General features: G+C 51.2%; 17 protein-coding genes. 3 read left to right on the top strand and 14 right to left on the bottom strand.

The window, feature by feature from the left end; all coding sequences use genetic code 11:
* Positions 1–85: 85 nt before the first annotated feature.
* The gene (locus tag WD312_01180) at positions 86–781 is read right to left on the bottom strand and encodes an FAD-dependent oxidoreductase (GenBank protein MEX2563716.1); all 696 of its coding nucleotides are present in this window, start codon (positions 779–781) and stop codon (positions 86–88) included.
* A gap of 53 nt (positions 782–834) precedes the next feature.
* On the opposite strand from WD312_01180, the gene WD312_01175 reads away from it, so the two are divergent.
* Positions 835–1,140 carry a hypothetical protein gene (locus WD312_01175; GenBank protein MEX2563715.1) on the top strand — a complete coding sequence of 102 codons (306 nt, stop codon included), beginning with the start codon at positions 835–837 and terminating at the stop codon, positions 1,138–1,140.
* 44 nt (positions 1,141–1,184) lie between these two features.
* Here the strand turns inward: WD312_01175 and WD312_01170 are convergent, their stop codons facing one another.
* Together WD312_01170 and lexA are read right to left on the bottom strand one after the other, a co-directional pair.
* The gene (locus WD312_01170; protein MEX2563714.1) at positions 1,185–2,393 is read right to left on the bottom strand and encodes a DNA polymerase IV; all 1,209 of its coding nucleotides are present in this window, start codon (positions 2,391–2,393) and stop codon (positions 1,185–1,187) included.
* A 3-nt stretch (positions 2,394–2,396) separates the two neighbouring features.
* The gene (gene lexA / locus WD312_01165; protein MEX2563713.1) at positions 2,397–2,981 is read right to left on the bottom strand and encodes a transcriptional repressor LexA; all 585 of its coding nucleotides are present in this window, start codon (positions 2,979–2,981) and stop codon (positions 2,397–2,399) included.
* Positions 2,982–3,122: 141 nt separating this feature from the next.
* Between lexA and WD312_01160 the strand changes: the two genes are divergently transcribed.
* Both WD312_01160 and WD312_01155 read left to right on the top strand, forming a co-directional pair.
* A complete protein-coding gene (locus WD312_01160; protein MEX2563712.1) occupies positions 3,123–4,100 on the top strand; it encodes a CapA family protein in 978 nt (325 codons plus the stop codon).
* A gap of 42 nt (positions 4,101–4,142) precedes the next feature.
* Positions 4,143–4,979 (top strand): hypothetical protein, encoded by an 837-nt coding sequence (locus WD312_01155; GenBank protein ID MEX2563711.1) that lies wholly within the window; start codon positions 4,143–4,145, stop codon positions 4,977–4,979.
* An 81-nt stretch (positions 4,980–5,060) separates the two neighbouring features.
* On the opposite strand, the gene WD312_01150 is transcribed toward WD312_01155, so the two are convergent.
* The 11 genes from WD312_01150 to WD312_01100 form a co-directional block, all read right to left on the bottom strand.
* Positions 5,061–5,981, bottom strand: coding sequence for a matrixin family metalloprotease (locus WD312_01150; protein ID MEX2563710.1), 921 nt, complete (start codon positions 5,979–5,981; stop codon positions 5,061–5,063).
* 88 nt (positions 5,982–6,069) lie between these two features.
* Positions 6,070–6,519 (bottom strand): hypothetical protein, encoded by a 450-nt coding sequence (locus WD312_01145; GenBank protein MEX2563709.1) that lies wholly within the window; start codon positions 6,517–6,519, stop codon positions 6,070–6,072.
* 189 nt (positions 6,520–6,708) lie between these two features.
* On the bottom strand, positions 6,709–7,107 hold the full coding sequence (locus WD312_01140) for a hypothetical protein (protein ID MEX2563708.1): 399 nt from the start codon (positions 7,105–7,107) through the stop codon (positions 6,709–6,711).
* 158 nt (positions 7,108–7,265) lie between these two features.
* Positions 7,266–8,261 (bottom strand): class I fructose-bisphosphate aldolase, encoded by a 996-nt coding sequence (locus WD312_01135; protein MEX2563707.1) that lies wholly within the window; start codon positions 8,259–8,261, stop codon positions 7,266–7,268.
* A 46-nt stretch (positions 8,262–8,307) separates the two neighbouring features.
* Positions 8,308–8,844, bottom strand: a complete 537-nt coding sequence (gene yjjX, locus WD312_01130; protein ID MEX2563706.1) for an inosine/xanthosine triphosphatase — start codon at positions 8,842–8,844, stop codon at positions 8,308–8,310.
* A 200-nt stretch (positions 8,845–9,044) separates the two neighbouring features.
* On the bottom strand, positions 9,045–9,311 hold the full coding sequence (locus WD312_01125) for a hypothetical protein (protein ID MEX2563705.1): 267 nt from the start codon (positions 9,309–9,311) through the stop codon (positions 9,045–9,047).
* A gap of 1 nt (position 9,312) precedes the next feature.
* Positions 9,313–9,906 (bottom strand): DUF2585 family protein, encoded by a 594-nt coding sequence (locus tag WD312_01120; protein ID MEX2563704.1) that lies wholly within the window; start codon positions 9,904–9,906, stop codon positions 9,313–9,315.
* Positions 9,907–10,166: 260 nt separating this feature from the next.
* On the bottom strand, positions 10,167–10,622 hold the full coding sequence (locus WD312_01115; protein MEX2563703.1) for a hypothetical protein: 456 nt from the start codon (positions 10,620–10,622) through the stop codon (positions 10,167–10,169).
* 409 nt (positions 10,623–11,031) lie between these two features.
* Complete coding sequence (locus WD312_01110) at positions 11,032–11,922, bottom strand: hypothetical protein (protein MEX2563702.1); 891 nt, start codon at positions 11,920–11,922, stop codon at positions 11,032–11,034.
* 336 nt (positions 11,923–12,258) lie between these two features.
* A complete protein-coding gene (locus tag WD312_01105) occupies positions 12,259–13,464 on the bottom strand; it encodes a hypothetical protein (protein MEX2563701.1) in 1,206 nt (401 codons plus the stop codon).
* Positions 13,465–13,732: 268 nt separating this feature from the next.
* Positions 13,733–14,967: hypothetical protein (locus tag WD312_01100; GenBank protein ID MEX2563700.1), on the bottom strand; the 1,235-nt coding region annotated here is incomplete at its 5' end.

Raw genomic sequence — 14,967 nt, 5'->3', positions numbered from 1 at the left:
CTCATTAGTATACCAAACCTCACCATAAAAACAGCCCCAACCGGCTTTGCCGGACGAGGTCTAACACCTAATACCAGAGCCTAACTCAGTATCCGGCAAATTCTTCAAATCGCACATCATCGTCCACAACACCCATACGCTCAAGCAGATCCTGCATCGCTTTGACGAACTTCGGCGGACCGGCCAGATAGTACACGCTGTCAGCAATGTTCTCCACACTCGCTCGAATCAGGTCTTCATCGATTCTCTTCCCGTCCTCCTGCGTTAACGTTGAGACCAACGCGAGACGATCAGTGCGCACCGCTGTTTCGGAAAGCTCTTCGAGAAACGGCGTGTCTTTGGCTGTATGAGCGGAATACAGTACAGTAATGGTGTGCGGCAGATTCTCGTGCTCGGCATGGCGGATCATCGAAACGAACGGCGTAATGCCGATACCGCCGGCAAGCATCACTGCCGGCCGTTCACTGCGTGAATGTAGTGTCATATTCCCGAACGGCCCGTCGATCGAGAGATTATCTGCACCCACCTCGAGTTTCTGCAACTCACGCTTAAAAGCCGTGTTGCGAAGACATGTCGCCACTGCTAGCTCGTCTTCATGCGGCGCACTCACGAGCGAAAGAGTTCGAACGCTACCCAGATCATCGCTCTCGCTCATATTTTCTATACCCAGATCAATATGCTGACCCGGCTTGAAGGAAAACTCTTCAGGTTTTTTTAGATGAAGTACAATCGTTCCCTCTGCCACGATCTCCTTCTTTATCAATCTTGTTGGGTAAGCCATACGTATTGCAATCGATTTAACAACGTGTAGTGTAGCATATACACTTCTAGCCCATGACCACTCCCCGCAACAAACTATCTGCTGATCCGAAGATCACCACAACCCACCAGACCGTCATCCAGGACGCGCTGGCGGTGCTCGACCGTATCCGTAAACTCGATTCGGTTACCAAGATCGTTATCGGCCCGATCGAGTCAAACCGCTCTCGCACGCCAAGAATAAAGTGCCTTCCGATCAGCCTACCCGACGGCAGGCAAGGAGCCGGCCTTATCGTCAAGGTTCAAGGAACCGGCGCACTTCAACAATTTTACGTCTATACAAAGGACCCGGAGACGGTAAAGCACGAACTCTATAGCTAACTCTAGAGCTGGCTCTAGAGCTAGCCATAGAGTTCCCGACAGACCTATTTCACTTCCCCCAAGAGCGGTAACCAAAGGCGCCGGAGAGGGTTCGAGGGAGCAGATCTTCCCTGAGCTCCAAGACTGGACGTAAGCGCAATATGACCACCGCCGAAACGGCGATTGATCGTGTCGAGCACCGTATAAAGCGGCTCGTAGGCTGTGCTCTGCTCGTGCGCCCCGAACAGATCAGCCTGGAGGTGCTGTGCATCAATAAGATCGGCCAGCACGATACCGGTGGCTCGATACTCCGTGCCGGGTCGAAACAACTCATGCGCCGCATCGATAACCCAGTCAAGGATCTGGTGAGACGACGCACTCGCGGTCACCAATGGAACCTCCACGGTTGCGCCCTCAAACTGCTGGGTTTTAAGGAACACGCTTACCCGCCGTGCAACGAGCCCTTTTCGGCGAGCTTTCTCGCATGCTCGCTCGACGTTTCTCGAGAACTCGCGCATGACCGTCTCCCGAGACGCACTAGGCTTGAACGTACGCGATACCCTGAGAGATCGGCGGGTTCGTGCCGGCACATCAAGCGGCATTACCGACACGCCCTGCAGCTCATACCAGATCTCTTCGTAGGGCTTACTCAAGTGCGCCCGCACCCATCCGTGTGAACACGAGCGAAACTGCTCGGCAGTACGCACACCCAAACGCGCAAGGGTTAGCGCAGTGCTCGAGCCAATACCCCAAACATTCTCGCAGTTAAGCTGACGCAGGTTCGAAGAAACATCAACATCCTTGAACGAAGTAAAGCCATCGGGTTTTGACCAATTAGAAGCAACCTTGGCTAGCACCTTACTCGACGCCACACCGACCGACACGGTAATACCGAGCTCGCGCTGGATCTCGTTTTTAACCTGCCACGCCACCCGCTCTGCTTCTTCTTTCTTGCCCGACACCCCCGCGAAGAATTCATCGATACTATACTCATCCACGATCTCGCAATGTCGGCGAGCGATCGCGAACATCCGCTGTGACACCATTGAATACAGACGGTAGTCAGACTGTACGAACTGTATCTCCGGGCACTTCTGCCTGATCTCCCAGCTCGGCATCCCGCGGACCACTCCGCACTTTTTTGCCTCTTTACTTACCGCCGTGACCACACCTCGCTCTTTGCCGGTCACGACCGGTTTTCCTTTCAGCGACGGATCACGCGCCTGCTCCACGCTTGCGAAGAAACTATCACCATCAATGTGTAGTATGTGCATAGATCAGTATTTACGAACAACTCCTTTTATCACCGCCGCGATCTGCAGTTCCTCTTTCGGATAGATCGGCTTAAACTTTTTATTGGCCGGCTCCAGCCAGATCTTCGATCCTTTCGTGCGGTAATACTTCATAGTCCACTCGCCATCTACCTCAGCAACCACCACGTCGCCCGACCGCGGTGTTGCACCTCGCTCGGCAATAACCAAGTCACCTTCGCGGATACCGGCATCGATCATCGACTCGCCCTTCACTTCGAGAAGAAAGCTCGCTTCCTTGTTCTCAACCAGATACTCATCGAGGCTCAAGGTGTCCAAAAGTTCTTCTTCTGCTGCCGATGGGAAACCTGCTTCGACCGAGCCGAGTACTTTAAGCTCGCCCTCGAGATCGAGCGGAATAAGCCGACCGGTACTATCCTTGTCCACGACTCCATTCTCAGAAAGCTTCGAGATAAGTTTCGAGACCGCATTCTTAGATCTAAGCCCGACCAATTCACCAAGCTCGGCAAAACTCGGCATGCGTTTGTGCCGACGGTGAAACGTCCGCAATTCAATAACTGCCTTCTCATAGGTGGTTGTTTTAGTACCCATACGAAATACAGTATACGTGAACGTTCGTTCACCTGTCAAATAAACACCCCTTACCGCTTGGTAAGGGGTGTTATTCCCAAATGCACCGTGATTCGACGTATCAGCCACTCTTGGTTATAGTATTGATTATAGTAAAAGAAAATGAACCGCCTTCTCAGACTTTCTCTTTTTGGAACAAGTGCCCTCGCCATACTTGGCGTGCCCCTCTTCACGGTCCCCGCTTCTCCGCTCGCGCTCTCACTCGGAGATGAATCGGCCACGCTCACCTTTGTCGGCGACATCATGCTCGACCGCTACATCCTCAAAAAAGCACGCCCGCAAACCGGAGCGGGTCACGGCTTCGAGAACATAGCGGTCGGGTTCAATGAGGTATTTAACAAAAGCGACCTTATTCTCGGCAATCTCGAAGGACCGGTCACGACCACACCCTCGCTTAGTGAGCACACCTATATCGGTGACCAGAACAATATGCGCTTCACCTTCTCTCCTGAAAGTCTCGCGTTTCTCACCGCGAACAACATCAGCTTTGTCTCGATCGGCAACAATCACATCACCGACTTCGGCCCTGACGGCGTTCGCCAAACAAAACACCACCTCACCCAAGCCGACATACAGTTTATTGGCGATCCGTATGACAAACCGCGTGCCGCCACCACGACCATCAACGGTGTTTCAATAGCGTTTATCGCCTACAATCAATTCACCGGCCAATCAGGCGCGGAAACGGTTTCGGCGATTGAGCGCGCCGGCGAAACCACTGACCACACAGTGGTTCTAGCTCACTGGGGAGAGGAATATCAGAGTACGCCAACAGTATTTCAGCGTGATCTTGCCCGTCGCTTTGTGGATGCCGGCGCAACACTTGTTGTCGGGACCCACCCCCACGTCGTCCAAACAACAGAAACCTACGGCGAGGGCCTCATACTGTACTCACTTGGAAACTTTGTCTTCGACCAATACTGGCATCCGGCGGTTCGGTGCGGCCTTGTTGCCACAGTCACGCTCGACAGAGAAACACTGCTTGGGACATCCACCACAACAGCCCGTAGCCAGAAAAACGGCACAACGATACACAAGGCCTGTAATCCTTTGGCCGAACTTCCGGTCACAACCCCGTAGCACCGTCGCACAGAGACCATTTACTTCTAACCACCACACATCATGAAAATTGGATTTATCGGCCAAGGATTTATCGGCAAAAATTACGCGGACGAATTCGAGAATCGTGGATTTAATATTGTCCGCTACGCTAAAGAAGCTCCATTTGAACAAAACAAAGATGCGATCGCTGACTGTGACATTGTGCTGATCGCCGTCCCCACACCCACTACACCTGATGGTTTTGACGACAGCATCCTGCGAAGCGTGATCGGACTTGTCGGCACAGGCAAAACAGCAGTTATTAAATCCACCATCGCGCCCGGCACGACCGAATCGATACAGACACAGTACCCGGACCGCTACGTTCTCCACTCTCCGGAATTTTTAGTAGAAAAAAGCGCCGCCACCGACGCCGCACACCCGAAGAGAAACATTATCGGTATTCCTATTGATACCGATGAGTACCGTAAACGTGCCCAAGAAGTGCTCGATGTGCTCCCGGATGCACTGTACGAGCGGATCGTTTCTGCCAAAGAAGCAGAGCTTATCAAGTACGGCGGCAATTGCTTCCTCTTTAGCAAGGTCATCTTCATGAATCTTATGTACGACCTCTGCGAATCACTCGAATGCGACTTTGACGAAGTGAAGAAGGCAATGGCGCATGACCCACGGGTTGGCGACAGTCACATGGACCCGGTGCACGACTCAGGTCGTGGTGCCGGCGGACACTGTTTTATTAAAGACTTTGCTGCCTTGCGTGAGTTTTTCGAACAGCACGTCGGCGACGAGAAAAGCCTCGCTCTGCTTAAGGCATTTGAAGAAAAGAACATCGACCTCCTTCGCACCAGCAAGAAAGATCTTGATCTTTTAGATGGTGTTTACGGCAAAGAGGTTTAGGCCGACTGACCGCATCAATACAAAACCCGTCGTACTCTGCGCGACGGGTTTTGTATTTGCTGTATTTGCTTGGTTGCCATCTTAATTCCAGAACAACCAGTACGATGCATCTTCACACGCCTGGACAAGCGCATCAGTGTCCGCTTCCGTTAGTGTGATCGGATCAAGCGACTGCGCCTGCATCAGGCGATTCATTACTGCTTCCGGATCTTCCACGTGGTCGATCCCGAGCGTGTGCCCTAATTCGTGTGTAAGCACCAAGCGCAGATCGGTGTGTTCCATAAATTGGTACACGTTGATCTCATTGCGTGTTGCATGACCTTGCTCAAACTCCCGTGACTCACCGTGGCGATCATCGTACGTGTTCGCTGCTTCATTATATCTATCAACGATCGCACGCTCTTCAGCCACCACCCGATCGATCTGATCGACAAGACTAACCACCTCTTGCTGTTTCTCCTGAAGCGTCTGACGCTGAGCCTCTAATTCCTGTTGCTGATCCTGTAGGTCCTCGGCAACAGCGGGAGGAGCTCCTCCTTGACTGTTCCAGCGCTCAACTTCTTCGTTGTACACCGCAAGCTCTTCTTCGTACTCAGCCTGCATTGCTTCAAACACTTCGGTTTCGTTTTCATACCGAACTGAGAGAGACCGATATCGCGCAAGCACTTCTTCCCGCTCTGTCTGCAACTCTTCCAGCTCTTCTTTTACTTCTACGGACTCATTCGTAAACTCTTGTCGTTCGTCAAAAAGAAGATTCACCTTGAATTCAGCGGTCGGGTCGTATACGAAAAGATCTCGTTCGGCAGCAGTCTCCCACGGCTCTTCTGCCTCGGCCAGGATCGAGTGCAGTGTTGTAGTGGCAATATCAAACTCCTCGTCGATCTGACCGATAGAATAACGAAGTGGCTCAAGACACGGATGTGGACTATAAAAAGTATAGCCGGCAAATCCAATACTCCCGGCAAGGATCAGGAGTAGTACTATAAATTGTTTACTAAACATAACGTTTTAGTATAGCAAATACCTTTGGTAATAAAAGATGCCCGCACCACTTTACTGGTACGGGCAATTACAGGTTAGGTGACGACCACTATACCCTGGCTCCTTTCCTTTCCTCGTTTTTTTCTTGTATGTTAAGCATCACGTATGTCACAAGCTCAAAGAGAGCTTTTTCTGAAATTCGACTCAGAAGGTCTAAGCAAAACTGCTCGACCACATCCTCACAGGACGGCTCACCTGTGTCCGCATCAGTGCCACACAAGACACCGATGGTCAGATCAGCTTGAGCCGCCAGCTCCCGTGCGTCTCTTGGTTTCTGTGGAGGTTGTTCAAAAGGCTCCGGCAACAGTCCTAGCCTCTTTCTCACTGCGATCACTGCCGGATCGCCTGTTTGCTGATTACGTAATGCTGTCAGGTCAGGCTCACGCCGGTCTCTCCACAACCATGCACAGGCAAAAAACTGTCGCGGGGAAAGCTCAAGCCCCACCTCTTCTTTAACGAATTCAAACGAGTTCGATATAAGCTGACCGTTAACGCTCATGGCCGCCTCCTTGTCAGACGTTACTGAAATAACCGATCCCGTACACAACCTACACGCATGCTAACCGCAGGTCAAGAAGTGACTCATAGAATTCATAGACGTACATAAATAAAAAAAACCCGCCCTCCGTTGAGAGCGGGTTCGCTAAGAAAAGCTAGCGCCACGAGCCAGACAGTGAGTCAGACCGTTTTATGAGGCGACTGCCTGGGGTGCACCCTTTTTCGGGTTCACCTTAGCCACAACCTCCTGAACGATCTCCAGGAGTTTGTCCCTTGGAACCCTGTCTTTCGATCGAACCTCGATATTGAACATTTCAAGAACATCGAACAGGAAGTAGTTCAGCTTGCTCTCCGGGATCTCCCGATAGAAGACTTCCAGCGCGTCGTCCGCCGAATCGGCCAGCGTCTGAATGTCGACAGGGGTCGTTTCATCTTTGATCTCGCGCCAACGGATCGCACAGGCAACCGCTTGTCGAGGAGACACCTTGTACCCTTCTTTCCTCTTTCCCTTCCCTCTGATGAGAATTGCCGTCTCTTCTCGAATGTACGTGGCCAACGCGTTAACGATATCGTCCCAGTCGTCTGCCATGATCGTAACTCCTGATAAGTACCCAAAGCCCTCATGAACACCATGGCCTACTTTATACCTGAGAGAGGTAATGTCAACTACCACAATAGACAAACGCCTAAACGAGAGCGCTCGTTTAGGCGTTTGTCCTAAAATTTATTTAGCGATAGATCAAAGTCCTATAACTCACCCTTGTCAGCCTCGATGTTCAAGCGCAAGCGTTCGAGGAATACTTGGCGAGCCGGCTCAACATTTTCCTTCTTGCCTTTCCATACCTCGAGGGCCGGACCTTGAATAGCACGAGCATAGGAGAAGGTTATACCCCACGGTAGTGGCTCCTGCTTGGCAATTGCGTTGAGGTTTGCGGTCGCTTCTTCAGGACCCTGCCCGCCGGAAAGAAAGACCACGCCGGGAACCTCGCTCGGCACGGTCGCTTTAAGCGTGCGCACGGTTGCGTCTGCCACCACGCTCGCCTCAGCGTGTTCACCGTGCTCGTCGCCCGGAAGCACCATGCTCGACTTGAGGATTAGTGCCGAGAGATCAACCCGGTAGCGCTTGAGCTGATAGAAAAGCTCAGAGAGCATCGAGGTGGTAACTTCTTCCGCTCGCTCTATGGAATGATCGCCTTTGAGAATAACCTCCGGCTCAACGATCGGTACTAACCCGCCTTCTTGGCAGATACGGGCGTAACGAGAGAGATTGATAGCATTGGTATGAATACATTCCGACGTTGGAATGTCTTTCCCTATGTGAACCACGTTGCGCCACTTGGCGAACTTTGCCCCCATAGCCACATAGTCACCGACCCGTGCAGGCAGGCCGTCGAGCCCTTCAGTCACTTCCTCGCCCGGAAAACCGGGAAACGGAACCGTTCCCTCATCGAGCTTCACCCCCGGGAGAATTCCTTTCTTCTCGAGAAGCTTAGCAAACAACTCGCCGTTTTGATCGCGTTGACGCATGGTCTCGGTATGAAGAATGACGCCGTTAAGATATTTCTCAATATCATCTGCATCTAAAAAGAGCTGGCGGTACAACCGACGGTTCTCTTCTGAATTGTCCGCGCCGACCGAACGCAAGCGCTTACCGGCAGTGCTCACGCTTTCGTCCGCGGCAAGAATTCCTCTTGGGTCCTCGACCATCTGCTTGGCTATTCGTTGAAGTGGGGCTATGTCCATACGTACTTAAACTAAATTACAAATACAAAATTATATTTTTAGTATATCACTCTTCTGTGTAGAGCTCGGCGTTGATAAACGGGATCAACGCGAGTACAACCGCTTCAACAGTGTAATCCGTACGATCGATCACTCCTCCGGTCAGCTTGCCGATCATACCGTGCTCGCTACCGGACGCAGTTCCCTTAAACAACACATCGCCGACAACCGAAAGCTCTTCGCCTCGCTCAAGATACTCGTTTGCCTGCATGGGCAATATAAAACACGCACTTCGTGCCGTGCCGATCTTACTCTCCCTGTTGCCAATAGCCACCCAGGTAAAGTCACCATACTGCTTACCAAGTTTTTCCACCCCGGACTCAATGCCTACCCAGTAATCAGCATTCTGCTCAGCTTGGCGAGCATTGCGTACTCGACTTATAGCCCCTTCACGTGACTCTTTATCCGTGACCGGTTGATCAGAAACTTCTGACCCGACCTTCACTCCCTCGACAACGACCTCCACGTCCGAAAACACTCGCTCAAACCCACGCTTAGCGGCATCTATCTTTACCGGATTTTTAGAGGCGACAACAATATGCATTAGCTCCAAGTATATCAAAATAAGCGCCTCGCAGCCTGCCTGTGCGTCGCGCGCAGACAGACAGAGCTTCGGAGCAGAACGCGCTTAGATTTAACGCCCAAAACCGGCTTTTAAACACTAAATACCCCGGTCTTTAGTGTTTAGCGCGATGCACCGGATAGAAAATCGGTAAATACAGACGCATCGCCTTATGCCCACCTCTAGAGATGTGCATTTTTTCGGGCGCTTTTTCTCCTGTTTCCCAAGAACTTCTGAACAACAAGAATAAACCAGGCGATCGATATCGCCGCCGCGGTTATCGTAGACCCCCACAACTCAAGTGACGCATATGCTCCGGCAAACACCAAGAGGATCGATCCGTACATCAAGCTAGTAGAAAGTGCCGGCTTGTCACTGCCAAAAATAGACGGTAAAAGCGCGACCACGAATGCAAGCTGTCCGACTGAGAATATAAGGTCTTCCCACATACTATTTTCCCGCCTGCCACTCCTTTATAAAATCAAATGAATGAATGAGCATGATTATATTTAAGGTTAAATTATCACGAATGTAGTAGAGAGTGAAAAGTTCAAAAGCGATGATGAGCGTGATCGTACTCCAGACCGGAGCGAACCGCGCGTATATAAATCCACCGACCATCGCCAGCACATCGGATACCGAGTTCAATACCGTATCGCCGAAGTATGCCAGCTGGCCGGCATCACGATAACGGTTGATCACGAGATCGGTATTCTCAAACACTTCCCAAGCAACCTCAGGGATAAGCGCGATCACCAACCGTGCCGCAAACGGCATCCGTGGGGCAAAAAGCGTAAGCAACCAGTAAAAGATGAAGCCGTGGATAATGTGCGAGAAGGTGTACCAATCAAAAAGATGCTGAGAGCTCTGCACGTCCGTGGCACTGTGCCAGAACTTCGTGTACCCGCACTCGCAGATCGCCGGCTGCCCCATTGCCCACAGCGCAAGTGCGCCACCGGCAACAAGCATGCAGGCGAGCGCCCACCACACACTTCGCGGCACACGCCTACTCCACTGTTCAATAGATGCGGGAACGATATTCATACCAACATTGTTTCACCATTTTAAGGGTAATACAAATACCCCACACATCTGATATCAAAATCACTTATCTGGCTATTTTGATGAAGAAAACTTTGAAGAACTTCGAAACCGGATAAATCAGGTGTGGGTGGTTTGGATGAGATCAACGAGTGAGCAAATTGGCAGGATAGATTTTAGGAAAAAGGGTGATTGATAAAATAGAAATTAAGATCGCCCCGATCAGCAAAGCTGATCGGGGCGATTGTTGGGAGGGGTGAACGTTACTTATCAAGCTGGTTCTGGGCAAGCTCATAAACCTTGTTGCGAAGCTCCGGGTCGCGAAGCTCGGGTTGATCAGCCTCACGAAGCTTGTTGTTCAGCCTTCGTTTTACTTCCTGAAACTGGCTGGCCGTGATATCCATGCCGTCGTCGTTGAGGGCTTGGACCGCCGCTTCGTCGGTCGCGAACTCGCTGACAGTTGAGGTGTTTGCGGTGTTGGACACGGAAGTCCCGTTCTCGTCACTGTTGTCGGCAAACAACTCCAGACCATCTACCTCGTCCTGGACATCTTCGGCTTCCCGGGCCATGCGTTCGGCCTGTTTTGCCTTGGCGCCATACTCCCCGGGGAGCAGGTCGCCCATCTCGCCGACGAGACTGCCAGCTTCACAGCCGACCAGCCCGGCCGATCCGATAAACATCAATGCAACCGTCAGAACCGTCAACAAACGTTGTGACATACGTCACCTCCGTAAAAGAGTGAAAGACCAGTAACACCCCGTTGGTGTTCTGCGCGCAATATCGCATTGCAGAGTAATTCTGTCAAGGGACGGGTCAATTCTCACTCTAATTGCACAACGGTTTGCAAGCTGTCTCTGGAGTGGCGAAGGTGCGTTCGCATTCCTCGTGTCCAGCAAGTTAAACTTTGCATTGTGATCTTGCCTGCCGGCAGGCAGAACTTTGCCCTTGCTCTGCGCAGAGCCAATTTTTTATTATAAAAAACCGCCGACACGTGGTCGACGGTATAAAGAACATTTCCTAGTACTCCTGGTACTGATTATTGAGACTTATTGACTCACATATCGAACAACGAATCAAGCTCGGCGGCGTCCTGTTCCTCCGATGTGTCTTCGTTAGCTGAACTAAAAATCAAATTTCTTCCGTTACCCATCTCCCGTTATGCCTATAGAAGATGAATTTACCGGTGGTGGAATATTCCACGATTGCAATATCACCACCCTTCAGGAACTGCGGGTCAAACTCGCGACCGCCGAAAGGCGGAGGGCCGTGCCCAAGCGCTGCTCTGAATCGCTGAGACGCTGTCCGGTATGTAGAGGTGTTTGAGCTAAATGAATTGCTCATTGGTTGATATCTTTCCTCTTCTTTCATTCTCGCGATCACATGCGGCGCGAACACCGCATTGATGAACTCCTCCCCCTCTTTTCTCTGAAGAAGTTGGTTGAGCTCAGTGAGATGGTTCCGGAGGCTGCTTTTCAAATCACCAGCTCGTGGTCCGGGCGGCTGATTTAGGATCTCGTTGGCTTCACGTGTAAATTCCTGGTAGTCAGGAAAGTCCATAGCATCCATAAATCCGCCATTTTTGCGCTTCCATCCAGATTCAAATTTCTCGAAGACAACCGCTCCGGTAAACACGGTCTCACTTCCGGCAAAGGCCGGGGTAAAAGATTGTAAGTGCTTGAGTTCTTGGTTGAACAGCCTTGCAGTGTTACCTGCGCGCTGCGCCTTAAACCCCGTCATAAAATCAACCACCGAAATGCTGCTTGGATGCCAGTAGCAATCCTCCTTGAATGAGATGACAGAGTGAAAGTGCAGACTGTAGTATTCCGCGCCTTCCACTGTCCTTCTTTGGGCATTCGTTTTCTCAAACTCCTCAATGGATAGATACTGATCAAGACCAGAGAGTTCAAGGAATTCAGCCACCGTTTCCTGTCCTTGGTGCTCAGATGGAACGTCTTCCGAAGAACACGCTGTGGCAACAGAGCACAACACACCAACCAACAAGATTCTCAAAAAACTCATCATCGTAATATCCTTCACTGAAAAGACCGTTATCCCGAAGCAGCACACGCTACTTTACCAGGGAAAATTCCTTTAAAAATATACTGTAATTATATTATGTAGTCAATGATTGACGAAAATCTTTACCGTGTCGTACTCTCAACAGGGAATACGATATTGGCACTGAAAATTCGATACCGAGTAACAAATTTCATGCCGCACCAAGCGGTGCACACACCCCAGCCGAACGAATTTTATTTCGCTCGGTTTTTTATTATAAAAAACCGCCGACACGTGGTCGACGGTATAAAGAACATTTCCTAGTACTCCTGGTACTGATTATTGAGACTTATTGACTCACATATCGAACAACGAATCAAGATCGATATCGTTCTGTTCCTCCGGCGTATCTTCACCCGTGCTTCCAAAGGGGTCGTTGGGCGGATCTTCGATGACCACACCCTCATCCAATTGATCGCCTTCTTTCGGACCAATGATCACGCCGATCACCCTCTCTTCGCTAACTCGAAGAGCACCAACGATGTCACCACGATCATTCATCCCCTGTGAAGCAGGCTGATTGAAAACAGCTGGCTCGGGTCGGAGGGAGTTCACTTTGACCGCAGGTTTTCCCGGACGCCAGAGCTGAAGATCTGTATTCCCCACACCGATGACCCAGCCGTGGTCATTGATATGCATGCCGTAATCCCGATGATATTCATGTGCCGGGGTTAACCGCGTCGCCGCGTCGGCGTCATGAGCAAACATATACGCAAAGTCGCCGACCACCGTTTCACCGGCTTCCGTGGTCAATGCATAGTACGCCTTGCCGGTCACGTCGCCGTGGTTATTGATATCTGTCGCACTTAAGATCGCAACCTTCTCGGTTCTCAGCATTTTCATTTCGCCATCCTCATAGAAGAAAGCGCGGTACGGCTCATCGTGCACAACTTGAGGAAGTGTCGACTGTGATCTACCGACTACCTGGAATCGATCGTTCACCGCCGTAGCTTCGCTAGTGAAGGCAGGATGCTCCGGATGGAAGGTGCCGAGGTTGTGTATTTGCCCTTCGTAGTACGCAAACGCAAGAAACACACCGTCTGCGTTCCTTGAGGCTCCAACGACGCACCCGAAGAGATTGATATCTTTTCCGACAGTCTCCTTGCCGCCAAGCGTCGGCAGCTTCGTGCTTTCTCCATCTTCCCAGATATAGGTTTGACGGAGTCCGTTTTCCCCCTTTATGTAATACACGACTTGGTCATGTTCATTAAGCGCGACCGCTCGGCTCGATGTCGCAGACGATTCAGACAAATAGGCATTTTCATTCTGCTCGGAAGGTGTCTCAATAACGATCACCTCCCTGCCGTTGAGAAACACCGCCTGCTCAAAGCCGTTCTGGTCGATGAACCCGCAGGCGTGTCCTTGATCATTCACGTCGGCAATGTACAGATCTTCTCCGTTCGGGCCGCCAACAGTTGCCTTGAGATCAAACTCTTCTCCTTTCACCGTTCCAGACGCGGCTGCAACCGTCACTAAGACCAACAACCAATTCGTATAACGCATAGCATGCCTCCTAATGTTGTGAAGAAACAAGTCATCCGCACCGTACGGAACTTCAACTAATATACAACTTTTATGCAATTTGTAAATGGTGTCCACCTGAATTCTCACTCTAATTGCACAACGGTTTGCGGACTAATTCAATCCAAGAACCTCCTCCCCGGCCTCCTAAGGAGGCCGGGAGCTTCGGTCGAGATTTACTGGAAAATAAAACCGCCCGGCATAACGCCAGGCGGTTGGGCTAGAAACAGATGCGACCGACCAGGTGCACCTAGAAATCAAAAAGATCATCCGCATCGTCTTCATCTTCTTCGGACTCAAAATCGAACAACTCTGCTCCATCGAACGATTCATCCTGATCAACTACCTCAACTGAATGAGGGCTGACCATTTTTGTGCCCTCGATACGCGGCCCTCTCATTATGTACTTAGGCGGCCCGCTACCACGGTATGCGTCGCGATCTTCTTCATCGCCGTCGGCGTCAGCGGGTTGGCTAGGGTTATGCCGCTTGAACTGATCGTGCGTTGGCCAAGAACCAAAAATCGGCAAGAGCTGATGATACTCTGACGATTCTTCAGCTATGACCTGAGTCAGCCAATCGGCTGGCCACGCATGTCGTTTAGAATACGTTGCGAGTACATTGAACTCTTCCCGTAAGCTCTCGGCGGCTCTCTGACCGGCCTTCCCTACCCCTTCCGCCTGTTGCCTGCCAATCTCAACCAGATCTACTTCATTACTTTCGGCCGGCTCCGGAAACAAGGAGGATACATCAATGTTGTACGCACGTTCGAACTCCGGACCGGTAACGCCTCTTAAAACAAAAGCGGTATCTGCTTCATCAGCCGGAAGCCAATACCAACCTACGTGGTCTTTCATGAATCCAATCCCTTGGTTCTGCTCGATACCTTGTGCATACGTATCACGAATATTGAGCGTGAAATCAGCCATTGTCCCGAACGGCTCACCTCCGAGCTCAGCATCGGGAACGTACGCATCCAGAAGCACCGTTTGAACCCACGCATCAGGGGTTCGTGATTTGATGCTGTGGGTAAATAATCTCGCACCGTGCGCTCCGGCTGACTCTCCCATCACAAGATAGCGCTCGAACCCGGTAAGTTCTCTTGCTTCCTCAACGCCGAGAAGACTTATGTTTGACGCAGCTCGAGCCGGTCCGATCGTGGCCATTATATCGGGATCCGGATGATGCCCGGACACATCTGACACATCAACCACAACAATGTGCCACAGATGACGCTCTCCTCGTGCTTCAAGAACCTGCTCACTATTTTTCACCATCTCATCATAACGCGCTGCCGTCATTTTCCAACCGGGGAATAACACCCAGCAGTACGGCGGTTGATCAACCTGCGCATCACCCTCCGTACCATCCACGACAACAGGGTCAGACGCGCCGGGTTGACGTGTTTGCACTGTTTCCCTCTCCCGCTGTTCCGGCTCAACATCAGACCCCAGCTTTGCGAGATTGTCAGCCGTTGCAATCCTCC

The organism is Candidatus Paceibacterota bacterium (assembly GCA_040905715.1).
Classification (GTDB): domain Bacteria; phylum Patescibacteriota; class Minisyncoccia; order Phycocordibacterales; family CSBR16-193; genus JBBDHZ01.
The sequence above is the reverse complement of the archived record's forward strand: the minus strand, read 5'-3'. Positions and strand labels throughout refer to the sequence as shown.